At 68.4% G+C, this 12,145-nt stretch carries 9 protein-coding genes; 2 read left to right on the top strand and 7 right to left on the bottom strand.

Features of this window, described 5'->3' with window-relative positions:
- The first annotated feature begins 80 nt into the window (after positions 1-80).
- Positions 81-842 (top strand): ABC transporter permease, encoded by a 762-nt coding sequence (locus FJV41_RS43315; protein ID WP_141648493.1) that lies wholly within the window; start codon positions 81-83, stop codon positions 840-842.
- 99 nt (positions 843-941) lie between these two features.
- Complete coding sequence (locus FJV41_RS43310; protein ID WP_141648492.1) at positions 942-2,585, top strand: serine/threonine protein kinase; 1,644 nt, start codon at positions 942-944, stop codon at positions 2,583-2,585.
- A gap of 27 nt (positions 2,586-2,612) precedes the next feature.
- Here the strand turns inward: FJV41_RS43310 and FJV41_RS43305 are convergent, their stop codons facing one another.
- From FJV41_RS43305 to FJV41_RS52745, 7 genes are all read right to left on the bottom strand, one after another.
- Entirely contained in the window at positions 2,613-4,196 is a 1,584-nt protein-coding gene (locus FJV41_RS43305; protein WP_141648491.1) for a carboxylesterase/lipase family protein, read from the bottom strand.
- Positions 4,197-4,522: 326 nt separating this feature from the next.
- Positions 4,523-5,098 (bottom strand): imm11 family protein, encoded by a 576-nt coding sequence (locus FJV41_RS43300; RefSeq protein ID WP_141648490.1) that lies wholly within the window; start codon positions 5,096-5,098, stop codon positions 4,523-4,525.
- Between the two features lie 19 nt (positions 5,099-5,117).
- Positions 5,118-6,452: an AHH domain-containing protein gene (locus FJV41_RS43295; RefSeq protein ID WP_141648489.1), complete on the bottom strand. Its 1,335-nt coding sequence runs from the start codon at positions 6,450-6,452 to the stop codon at positions 5,118-5,120.
- Between the two features lie 103 nt (positions 6,453-6,555).
- Entirely contained in the window at positions 6,556-7,986 is a 1,431-nt protein-coding gene (locus tag FJV41_RS43290) for a M20 family metallopeptidase (protein ID WP_141648488.1), read from the bottom strand.
- A 208-nt stretch (positions 7,987-8,194) separates the two neighbouring features.
- Positions 8,195-9,430 (bottom strand): discoidin domain-containing protein, encoded by a 1,236-nt coding sequence (locus FJV41_RS43285; protein ID WP_174487950.1) that lies wholly within the window; start codon positions 9,428-9,430, stop codon positions 8,195-8,197.
- Positions 9,431-9,742: 312 nt separating this feature from the next.
- Positions 9,743-11,605: a malto-oligosyltrehalose trehalohydrolase gene (treZ, locus tag FJV41_RS43280; protein WP_141648487.1), complete on the bottom strand. Its 1,863-nt coding sequence runs from the start codon at positions 11,603-11,605 to the stop codon at positions 9,743-9,745.
- Between the two features lie 130 nt (positions 11,606-11,735).
- The coding region (locus FJV41_RS52745) for a hypothetical protein (RefSeq protein WP_181791332.1) at positions 11,736-12,145 on the bottom strand (410 nt) is incomplete at its 5' end.

Here is a 12,145-nt window from a genome sequence, read left to right as displayed (position 1 = left end):
CCCTTCTTCCGCGCCCCCGCCCCACCGCGAGGCCCGTCACGGGCGCGCGAAGGCGGCGTGCGCCACGCAAAGACACCACCATGAACGTCCTCGGGATGCAGACGCTGTTCGTGAAGGAGGTCCGGCGCTTCATGCGAGTGCCGGGACAGACCGTCCTCTCACCGCTCATCAGCACCACGCTGTACTTCATCGTCTTCGGCTACAGCATCTCCGGCCGCGTCCACGAGGTGGAGGGCTCGCCCTACCTGCACTTCATCGTGCCGGGCCTCGTCTTCCTGGGCATCGCCAACAACGCGTTCCTCAACAGCTCCTCGTCGCTGTTCATCACCAAGATTCAGGGCACGGTGGTGGACCTGCTGGTGGCGCCCCTGGGGCCCGGGGAGCTGATGGCGGGCTTCATCGGCGGCGCCATGGTGCGCGGCCTCGTCGTCGGCGGCTTGACGTGGGCCGTGGCGGGCGCCTTCACCGGCTTCAGCCTGGAGCACGCGTGGGTGGCCGTGTACTTCCTGCTCATCGCCTCCTACGTCTTCAGCGTGCTGGGCATGCTCGCCGCCGTGTGGGCGGAGAAGTTCGAGCAGATCAACTTCTTCCCCACCTTCGTCATGCTGCCGCTCACGTTCCTCGGCGGCGTCTTCTATTCCGTGCGCGAGCTGCCCGCGCCGTGGAACACCATCAGCCTCTTCAACCCCATGGTCTACATGGTGGAGGGGCTGCGCTACGGGATGCTCGGCCGCAGCATGTACTCGCCCCTGTTCGGCGGCGGCATCCTCGCCGGCGTCGCCGTGGTGGCCACCGTCGTCGTGTACTTCGTGCTCCGCTCGGGTTACAGGATGAAGGCGTGAGTCCCACCCAGACCTTCACTGTCCCGTGTCAATGTGGGGTGACAGCCGACCGGTCATTTCCCGCACGGTGAGAAAGGGAGATATTCTCCCGAGCACATCATGGCGGTGCCATTCGGTAAGTACGAGTTGCTGCGGAAGATTGCCTCGGGAGGCATGGGACAGGTGTTTCTGGCCCGTGAGCACGGAACGGGCTTCGAGCGGCTGGTGGTCCTCAAACTCATCCTCCCGCACCTCGCGGAGGATGATGAGTTCCTCTCCATGTTCCTGGATGAGGCCGGGCTGGTAGCCCGCCTCACCCACCCCAACCTCATCACCATCCTCGACCTGTCCCAGATTGAGGGTCGGCACTGCCTGGCCATGGAGTACGTCCAGGGTGACGATGTGCGTCGTCTGGAGAAGTTCTCCCGGGCGCAGAACAAGCCGATGTCGGTGGGATTGATTCTGCGCGTCATCGCGGATGCCGCGGCGGGGCTCCACTACGCGCACCAGGCGCGGGACGTCCAGGGCCGGCCCATGCGGCTGGTACACCGCGACGTGTCACCGCAGAACATCCTGGTCGGCTTCGACGGCGGCGTGAAGGTCATCGACTTCGGTGTGGCCAAGGCTGCCACCAGCAGCGCCAACACGGCGACGGGCGTCCTCAAGGGCAAATACCCCTACATGTCCCCCGAGCAGGCGAGCGGCCTGGCCATCGACGCGCGCAGTGACTTGTTCGCGCTGGGCGTCGTCATGTGGGAGATGCTGACGGGCAAGCGGCTCTTCAAGGGTGACTCGGACTTGATGACGCTGCGGCTGGTGAAGGACTGCCAGGTGCCGCGCCCCTCGCAGCTCAACCCCAAGCTGCCGCCGGGCCTGGACGAAGTGGTGCTCAAGGCGCTGGCGCCCACACCGGACGAGCGCTACCCGGACTGCGGCGCCTTCCGGTTGGCGCTGGAGGACTACACGCTCAACCTGCGGCTGCCCTCCAGCAGCGCGCACCTGTCGGCGTACCTGCGGGAGCTGTACGCGGACCGCATCTCCACGGAGACGGACCCGGCGAAGCTGGACCAGCTCGCGGAGGACGCGGACCTGGACTCGCGCTCCAACTCGTCGCTCAGCGGCGTGGGGGGCCCGGGCGGGCGCACGTCCGCGTCGCGGCAGCAGCCTCGCAACGTCACGCCGGGGACGCGCTCGCGGCAGCAACTGGCGGCCGCCGTCGGAGGCCCCGTGGTGCAGGACCGCACGCGCGGCACCGCACCCATGGAGCGCGCTCCCAGCGCGGAGGTGCGCCGTATTCCGTGGGTGCCCGTCGTCGCGGCGGGCGCGGGGTTGCTGGTGGCGGCCGCGGCCGTCATCTTCCTGCGCGGACCGGCGGGCGCGGCGACGCTGCCGGAGAAACCGCCGACACAGACGCAGCAGGTGCACGTGGAGCGCGAGCGGCCTCCGCCCACGCCCACGCCCGAGCCGGTGAAGATGGTGGAGCTGCCCGTCATCACCGAGCCGCCCGGCGCCACGGTGAGCATCGCCGGCGAGGAGCGCGGCGTGACGCCCATGAAGCTGGAGCTGGAGCAGGGCGCGCCCATGGTGGCGGTGACGCTGGCGCTCAACGGCTACGAGCCGGTGACGCGCGAGGTCTCCGCCGCCGACGACGAGCTGCGGCTGGAGCTGCGGCGCCAGGGTGGCAAGTCCCCTGGCTCCACGAGCACCAAGCGCCCCGGGAATTCCCAGCAGGGTGGGAACCTGGGCATCAAGACGGGCCGCTGAGGCGGCGGCCCGGGTCCGCGGGCCCTCTTAGGGGGTGGCCTGCGGACGCGGCTTGCCCTTCGCGGCCGTCGACGACGTCGACGAAGTCGAAGACGCCTTCGGCAGCGCGGGCGGAGGCGGCTTGGCGAAGGAGTCGATGAGCGGCATGACCATCTGGGCCACGTCCAGGATGGGCCCCTCGAAGTTGTCCACCATCCTGACGGTGGTATCCAACCTCAAGAGCTTGTCGCTCTCCGCCGTGTGCTCGTTCCAGGCGACGCCGCCCACGGGCCCTGGCGTGCCGGTGCGCAGGAACTGGACCAGGGAGTCCACGAGGTTGCTGGTGAACTTCCGGTCCTCGTCCCCGAAGAGGTCTCCCGTCGGCGGGACGTGGTCCGCCGTCTCCAGGAAGAAGGAGACATCCCCGCCGTGGGGCACGCCCAGGGGCTGCCGGGGCGCGAGCATCTTCGCGCGGTACTCGAAGTAGTAGCGCCAGGCGTGGGCCCCATGGTGGGAGTGGAAGGACGCCAGGTGGCGCGGCGTCACGGAGAAGACGAAGTCGCGGCACATCCGCCGGCCAATCTCCCGGTCGTCATTCACGTCGGGGTAGAGCTGGCGAATCATCTCGCCCAGGGGGCCCAGCTTCTCGATGATGGTGGCCGGGTCGATGCCGAACGAGGACACCACGCTCGAGTCATCGCTCGTGCTGCCGAGGATGAGCGGCAGCTTGAGCTGCGAGCCCGCCTCGAAGCTGGCGCGAATCGTCTGGGGGAGCACCGAGTCCCCGTAGATGGGGCTGGGAGCGTTGCCGCTGTCCGAGGGGAGCGCCCAGAACTTCTCCGGGTCCAGCTTGCGCAGCTTCTCCATGGTGGCCTGCTGCCAGGGGACGCCCTGATGGTGGGCGAAGGCCACGCCCGCGAGCTTCGCGTCGGCCACGGACTTCTCCTGGAGCACGTAGGAGCTCATGGCCACGCCGCGGCGGAAGGGGTTCTTCTCCCGGATGAGCGGCGAGGTGAAGAACGCCAGCACGCTCTTGGCGCCGGCGGACTGGCCCATGATGGTGATGTTGCTGGGGTCTCCTCCGAACTGGGCGATGTTGTTCCTCACCCACTCCAGCGCGAGCATCTGGTCCAGGATGCCGAAGTTGGCCGGGCCGCCCGGGTTCTCCTTCTCCAGCTCCGGGTGCATGAAGAAGCCCAGGTGTCCCAGGCGGTAGTTGAAGGTGACGAGCACCACGTCGCGGGCGGCGAGCTGCGTGCCGTCATAGGGAGGCACGCGGCCCGTGCCGATGATGAAGGCGCCGCCGTGAATCCAGAACAGCACGGGCAGCTTCGCGCCCGGGTCCGTCTTGGGTGTCCAGACGTTGAGGTAGAGGCAGTCCTCGGCCATCTTCCCGGGGTCACCGCCGCCGCCCGCGATGCAGGCCTCGCGCGACTGGAGCGCGGAGGGACCGAAGTCGAGCGCCTCGCGAGGGCCGGTCCACGCGGGGATGGGCTGGGGCTCGCGCCAGCGGAGGTCGCCCACGGGCGGCTTCGCGTAGGGGATGCCCTTGAAGACGGAAACCTTCCCTTCCACCTTGCCTAGCAGCTGGCCTTCCTTGGTGGTGACCGGGGGTGTCTTGATGACATTCATTGTCTGGCTCCGTTGAGGGTGAATGGGGACGTGTCCACGTGCGGGGGCACACGGTCGGAGCCGGGAGAGGGACTACCTGTCGAGGAGCTACGCGAGCGAATCGCCTGACCACCGTCCGGGTGGGGTGCGTGACATAGAATTACGCCGCAATGTCTAGCAACCCGCGTGGCGAGAGGTTCAGCCCAAGCGCGGGTTATGAAACAGAGCCGGTGTGACGCACCTCCCTGGGGGCCCTGGCGACTGTCGGCCGAAGCGCGGAGAGGGTGCCCCGTGGGGCGCGCGTGTCGTCTGAATGTGACACTTCCGGTGAGGCCCACACCCTCCGCTCAGACTTCCTCGAACTTCGCCCCTGTGACCTTGGCGCGTTCCAGGGCCAGCTTGAGGTCCTCGGAGACGATGAGGGCAATCTCCCACCCCCAGGTGCGGAAGACCTTTGCGCCGCCTACCTTCGCGCGGTCGATTCGCATCCCGTAGACGCTGCGGTACTGGCCGAGCTTGTCCGGCCGCTCGTCCTCGGGCTTCCAATACAGTATCTCTTCCGAGGCTTCGTCATCGATGCAGCGGATCAGCTTCGTGGCGACGAGCATGACATGCTGTTCCGGGCGTCCTTCGACATCGACGGGAATCAATTGCACATCATCGGGCGCCAGCTCCGCGAAGAGGTTGGCCACTCGGACATGGACAATTGGAGCCATGCCAACTCCCGCCGTACAGAAATCCAACCACTTTCCAGGCTCACTGATGGGAAACTTCAGGCGACCCGCATGCTGGATGGGCCGCCCCCGGGCGAACTGCCAGATGTCTTCAACCTCGGTGCCCGTCTCATCGAGCGGGTCTCCCAGGTACCAATACCCACCCCGCACGTCTTCTCTGAGCATGTAGTATCGCGACGGATTCGGCATGGTGGACTTCCTAGAGTCCTCACGGGTCCCGAGTCAAAAAGCCGTGGATTTTGGTACCTGGGGTCTGCGCTTCACTTGCGAGCTTGCGTAGCTCACTCGTGAGGGCCTTCCGGCACTCTTCCACCTTGCGGCACTCTCCCAAGGCCGACCTCAGTCGTCGATAGACGTACTCGTGATACCGCTGCGGATGCGGCCCCTTGTGGCCCACGACTTCGACAACATTCTCGGGGTCCTTCAACTTCATCCCGGCTCGTGTGAACAACTCCCTGAATCTTGGCGTCCAGGGCCCGCCGCGCGCGGCGGAGACATCGTTCTTGTTCGTGGCGATGTGATGACGCTCGCTACGCCCTCCCCGGCTCGCCATGGCCACGGCATTCGGAGCGAGCGCGATGGTGAACCCCTCCGCCGTCAAGGCGACCGAACTCACGCTGCCCACGGCCGCGTACTGGAAGCCCGCTTGGGACTCCACGGCCATGGCAGCCTGGGCGGAGCCCGGCAACCCCACTGACTTCGCCGCCAGTCCCGCCGTGTTCCCGATGGCCACCGTGGCCAGCATCACGAAGACGCGCGCCGCGTTCTCCCCGAGCACCTCGCCGTACGCCTCACCCGCCCCATGGAGTTGCTCGAAGCTCGTCGCCCGGTCCACCTGGCGCACCAGCGTCAGCCACCCGTCCAGCATGCTCCACACCGTGTCCACGCCCAGGTAGGCGATGAGCAAGGCCGTCAAGGTCGCCGCTACGCCTTTACTCACCGGCTCGGGCAGCGACCACAAGAGCAGGTACATCGTCGCGGAGGCGGCGATGCCAGCCACGACTGCCTGGGGGTCCGTCATGCCCTCCAGTGCTTCGGAGGTCTCCTCCCACACCGAGTCCATGGCGATGGCCAGGGCCCACGTGTACTTGCCATCACTGGCCAGCAGGGGGCCCTCGTCCAGCAGGCGCAAGCAATCCCCAGGTCGGTCCTTCCGCTTGCACCACTGGCCGTAGGCACGCGTCAGCGCTTCATCCGCGTAGTCCTCCAGCAGCCGAGGGCCGTCCACATCCCCTCCACGCTGGGGGATGAGTCGCGAGGAATCACGCTCATACCCATACACTCCACTCCGGGACGGAACGCCGAAGCGCTCCCGCGCGACCTGCATGGGATTACGAGAGGGAGGAACATCCCGTGCCAGCTCGGTGAGGGCCTCCTCGAATTCGTCGTCTTCGAGTACCGCCGCACTCACTTCCGCGTCAGGCTCCTCGCGAGGAGTGACGAGGAAGGAGTCCTCCCCGGTCTCCAGCCGCACGACTCGGCCCGTCGCGCACCCAGTGACAGCCATCAACAGGAGCAGCGACACCACCCAACGAAGCGTCATGGTAGGCCCTGGCGAGAGGCCCGCGGCGAGGCGGGCACACCCGGCAATACCAGACGACACTGACAGGCGACCCGAGGCGTACCTCGGGCCACCTGGGTCCACGTCAGCGCTTGAAGTGGTCCGCGATGACGCTGGCCACGCAGCACGTCAGCTTCTTGCCGGTGGGGACATGCAGGAACTCGTTGGGGCCGTGCGCGTTGCTGCCCGGGCCCAACAGACCGGTGATAAGGAATTGCGCCTCCGGGAAGCGCTCACCCAGCATGCCCATGAAGGGGATGGTGCCGCCCTCGCCCATCGCCATGGCCGGCCGGCCGAAGTACGTGCCGGACGCGGACTCCACCGCGCGCGACAGCCAGCTCGCGAGCGGCGGCGCATCCCAGCCAACGCTGGCCTTGTCACCCTCGAAGCTCACCTTCGCGCCGTACGGCGGATCCTTCTCCAGCGCGTCCTTGAGCGCCTTCTGCGCCGACTTTGGCTCCAGCCTCGGAGGGATGCGCATGGACAGCTTCACCGTGGTGAACGGCCGCAGCACGTTGCCCGCGCTCTGCAGCGGCGGCATGCCGTCCACGCCCGTCACCGACAGCGCCGGGCGCCACGTGCGGTTGAGCACCAGCTCCCCACCGTCGTCCGACATGGGCCGCATGCCCGGCATCCACGGGAACTTGCCGAAGACCTCTTCACCCAGCACCTTCGCCGCCGCGCTCGCCTGCTCGCGCCGCTCCTTCGGAATCTCCACGTGCAGGCCCTGCACCGTCACACGGCCCGTGCCCTCCTCCTCCACCCTCGACAGCACCTGGCGCAGCACGCGGAAGGACGAGGCCACGATTCCGCTCGCGTCTCCGGAGTGCACGCCCTCCGTGAGCACGTCCACGCGCAGATTGCCCGCCACCATTCCGCGCAGCGACGTCGTCATCCAGAGCTGGTCGTAGTTCGCGCAGCCTGAATCCAGACACACCACCAGCGACGGCTTGCCGATGCGCGGCGCCAGCGCCTCGATGTACGCCGGCAAGTCGTAGCTGCCGCTCTCCTCACACGCCTCGATGAGCACCACGCAGCGCGCGTGCGGCACGCCCTGCTCGCGCAAGAGGCGCAGCGCCGTCAGCGACGCGAAGGCGGAGTAACCGTCATCCGCGCCACCACGGCCGTAGAGCTTGTCGCCCTCGCGCACGGGGGCCCACGGCGTCAGGCCCTCACGCCAGCCCGTCATCTCCGGCTGCTTGTCCAGGTGGCCGTACATCAGCACGGTGTCGTCGCCGCGCGTGCCGGGCACCTCCATGTAGATGACCGGCGTGCGGTCCTTCCCCTGCTCGTCCTTGAGGCGGATGACCTCCAGCGTGAGGCCGGGCAGGTGCGGCGCCTGCGCGCGGCACCACTCCGCGACGAGCTGCACGGCGGCTTCCATGTGCCCGGCCTTCACCCAGTCCGGGTCGAAGGCAGGCGACTTGTTGGGGATGCGGATGTAGCGCTCGAGCGCCGGGAGGATTTCCTTCTCCCAGATGCGGTCGGAGGACTCGGTGGCGGTCTGGACATTCATGGCCGCGATGCTGAGCACGGGACGCCGCCCCTGTCGACACCGACAAACCCCAGGTGAAGCCGGTAGCGCCTCGTCCCACCGGCCCCGCCCGCGCCTGGCCTGATGGCCTCCATCTGTGGGCCTGTCGAAAAGCCAGCCCACGAACCAAGGGCGCGAGGAGCCACCGCCCCTCGCGCCCTCCTGGAAGCACCGCGTCAGCGCCTGGGCGTCACGGCTGGATTTCGCGGACCGTCAACCACTTGAAGTCCACGTCGGTGGCGTTGTCCCAGCGGAACGTGGCGATGGGACCTCCCCACGTAATCGGCATGGCCCCGGTGGCGCCGCCGCAGTGCTGCGCATCACCGCCCCAGCTCCCTGAGTCGACCATGTCGTAGACCTTCTTCCACGTCACCTTGTCGGCGTTCTCGTTGACGTACATCTCCAGCCGCACCGCCTCCTTGCCGCTCACGGTGGTGTTGCGCATCACCGCCTTGAAGCCCACCCAGCGGCCCTTCAGCGCCGACGTCGCCGTCTTGTAGGAGGCCTGCTCGTAGGAGACATGCCACGTCTCCTTCTGCCAACGGGCGCGGCCGTCATAGTGCAGGCCCGCCTTGTAGCTGCTGCCCTCGCAGCCGGAGTGGTCGTCGTTGTGCTTGCCGCCGCGCGCGTACCAGTCGAAGTTGTCCTTCGCATCCGACGTGGCGTTGAGCTTCACGAAGCCCGTCATCTCCACGTTGCGCCAGTCATTGGCCGCCTGCATGTAGCCCCGGCTCGCCAGCACGTCCCGGTCATACGTGGGAATCTTCCGGTCGTCGTAGCCGGTGGAGGTGTAGACGAGCAGCCGCACCGCGCTGTTCTTCATCTTCCAGGAGCCGTCCGAGTTACGGGTGATGGTCTTCTGCGGATTGAAGCGCGCATCGGACGTCGCGTTGTCCGCCAGCGCCCACGCCTCGCCCCCGCTCTTCGAGGGGTAGAGCATCGTCACACCGAACTTGTCCTTGCCCGTGGGCTGCGGCGTCCCGGTGTCGGTGGTGATGGCCGAAAGCTCGGAGATGCTCGCCCAGGTGTTCATCGTGCTGCCATTGACGGTGATGCGCACGTAGCGCGCGTTCACCGGCGAGAAGGAGACGCGCTCGAACGCCGTGCTCTTTCCGGACGAACTGCCCGAGGACACCTGCGTCCAGGCGGCGCCATCCGTGGAGGTGGAGATGACGTAGTGACTGACGCGCTCGTTGCCCCGGAACCAGGCGATGTCCACCGCGCTCACCGACTTCGCGGCGCCCAGGTCGCCACGAAGCCACTGTCCCACGCCATCGCTGGACCAGCGCGTGGCGGTGTTTCCGTCGATGGCGTTGGCGGGCACGTTGCCGTCATGCCCACTGGCGGTGACGGCGACGAAGCCACCGGCGGCCAGCACGGGCGTGGAGAGCGCGAAGGCCATCAGCGCGAGCGCACCGCACGGCATGCGCCAGCGAAATCCCAGCCGGGATGAGGTCCTGTGGTGTGGATTCAAGTTGCTACCTCGAGTGAGGCCACCGAGGGCCACGACCCACCGGACGGACAGCGCCGCCCTGGCACGCCGCGTTCCCCCCGCGGCGCGTTGGCTTTCCTCCGTCGACTCGCGCCAGGGAGCTCAGGGTCTCCTCGCGGCACGTCGCCCACGGTGTTGATGACTCAACGTTCGGAAACTGCGGGCGCCAATACCCGAGGGGTCGACAGGTCATTCCCATCATCGACGCCCTCGGGCGGGCCCGCGGTCGTCCGCACGCCAGGGCAGCTACTGCTGGCTCTTGAAGCGCAACACGACGGCGGACGGCCCTTCCAGGCGCACGACTCCGTCCTGAAGCGGCGGCGTCCGCGTGTCGCCGCCAAAGCGCGGCTCCTCGCTCCACAACACCACTTCGGCGTCGGGAGGGACGCGGTGCTCCACCGTCCCGCCCAGGCCGAGCAGCACCTGGAGCACCTGCCCGCCCCCTCGCCGCTCCAGCACCAGCGCCCGAGGCCCCACGGCCCGCGCGTCATATGCGCCGCGCCGGGCCTCCCGCATCACGGAGTCCATCGCGCGCAGGCGGAGCAGCTCGCGGTAGAGCACACGGATGCCCGCGTGCTCCGGCTTCTGGGCCTCGCTCCAGTCAAGCCGGGAGCGCGCGAAGGTGTCCTCGGCCTGCGGGTCCGGCACCTGCTCACCCGCGAAGCGAGCGAAGCCCGCGAACTCCTTGCGCCGCCCCTCGGTGACGAGCCGCCCCAGCTCCTCGTGGTGGTCCGTGAAGTAGAGGAACGGCGTGCTCGCGTTCCACTCCTGCCCCATGAAGAGCAGCGGTGTGTAGGGCGACGACAGCAGCAGCGTGCTCATCGCGCGGAAGGCCGCGGGGGACACGTCGTGTCCCAGGCGCTCGCCCAGCGCGCGGTTGCCCACCTGGTCATGATTCTGGAGGCAGTGCACGAAGCGCCACGGCTCCAGGCCCTCCGCGCGCGTGCCCCGCGCATGTCCCTGGTTCTTCGACACCTGGCCCTCGTAGAACCACCCCTGGCGCAGCGTGCGCGCCAGGTCCTCCGCGCTGCCCGTGTAGTCCTGGAAGTAGCTCTCGCTGTCACCCGCGAAGGCGCGCCGCATCTGGTGATGGAAGTCATCCGCCCAGACGCCGTCCAGCCCGTGGCCTCCGTCGGACGCGGGCAGCATGAGGCGGCGCTCGTTGCGCTCATCCTCGGCGATGAGGACGACTCGCCGCCCCGGCGCGCTGGCCCGGGCGCGCTCGGCGATTTCGGTGAGCAGGTGGGGCTGTGTCTCATCGAGGATGGCGTGCGCCGCGTCCAGCCGCAGACCATCCAGGTGGTAGTCGCGAATCCACATCTCCACGTTGGAGAGCACCATCTCCCGCACGGGCCGGCTGTCCTTGCCGTCGTAGTTCACCGCGTCGCCCCACGGCGTGTGGTGGCGGCCGGTGAAGTAGTGCGGCGAGTACGCGCGCAGGTAGTTCCCGTCCGGACCGAAGTGGTTGTAGACGGCGTCCAGCACCACGCCCAGGCCCTGCGCGTGCGCGGCGTCCACCAGCGCGCGCAGTCCCCTCGGCCCGCCGTACACGTGCGCGGGCGCGAAGAGGTCCACGCCGTCGTAGCCCCAGTTGCGCGTGCCGGGGAAGCTGGCCACCGGCAGCAGCTCCAGCGCGGTGATGCCCAGCTCCTTGAGACCGGGCAGCTTGGGGATGAGCGCCTCGAAGGTCCCCTCGGGCGTGGCGGTGCCCACGTGGACCTCGTAGAGGACGAGCGCCTGGGGCTCCACGCCCTTCCAGCCCGAGTCCGTCCACGCGAAGTCCGGCACCACGACTTCCGAAGGGCCGTGCACGCCCCCAGGCTGCGAGCGGGACCATGGGTCTGGGAATGGCCCCGCGCCGTCCACGCGCAGCTTGTAGAGCACGCCCGCGCCCTGCCCCTCCAGCACCGCGACGAAATAGCCATCGCGCTCCGGAGTCATCGGCAGCACGCGCCCCGGCTCGCCGCGCGCGTCGTGCAGCACCACCTCCACGCGTGGGTGTCCGGGAGCCCAGACCCGCCACCGCACCCTCGGGCCCGCTTCCACCCACGCACCCAGCGAGGGAACCTTCGCCTGCTTCGCGTCCGCCTTCTCCGCCAGAGCACCCATGTTCGTGTTCCTGTAATGCGCCCGCACGCATCAGGGGAGCACTTGTGCGCGGACGAGGCCCACTCTCCCATGAGAGATGTTCACGGGTGGGCGTTCACGCGATGAGGGGCCCCTCACGTCGGCCGCCCGCTCAAGCGGGCGAGGGCTCGCGGTGCAACAGGAAGGGGAACGTGAGGCGGCGCAGCACCGGCAACTCCAGATGGGTCATCGCCAGCAGCGTGCGCCCCTCCAGCCAGCGCAGCTCGTCCACGAAGGGACGCCACTGCCACCCCACCTCCGGCGTGTACTCCACCTGGAGCGAGGTGCGCCCGTCCACCCGCGACGTCCCCTCGCGCAGCACCAGCGGCACGGCCCGCCACACGCCGCCCACGCGGTTCACCAGATTGGCCCCCTCGCGTCCTCCAGGGGCGATGTCCTTGCCCCACCAGCCGCGCATCCCCAGGACGCCGAGCAACCGGTGCGCGAAGCCCTGGAACCAGGCGGGCCCCAACAGCTCCGCCCGGTAGCGGCCCGGCAGCGAGTCCCGGGTGGGGGTGGGAA

The sequence above is a fragment of the Myxococcus llanfairpwllgwyngyllgogerychwyrndrobwllllantysiliogogogochensis genome (assembly GCF_006636215.1).
GTDB lineage: Bacteria > Myxococcota > Myxococcia > Myxococcales > Myxococcaceae > Myxococcus > Myxococcus llanfairpwllgwyngyllgogerychwyrndrobwllllantysiliogogogochensis.
Note: the sequence above shows the minus strand (reverse complement) of the source record. Positions and strands in the feature narration are given on the sequence as shown.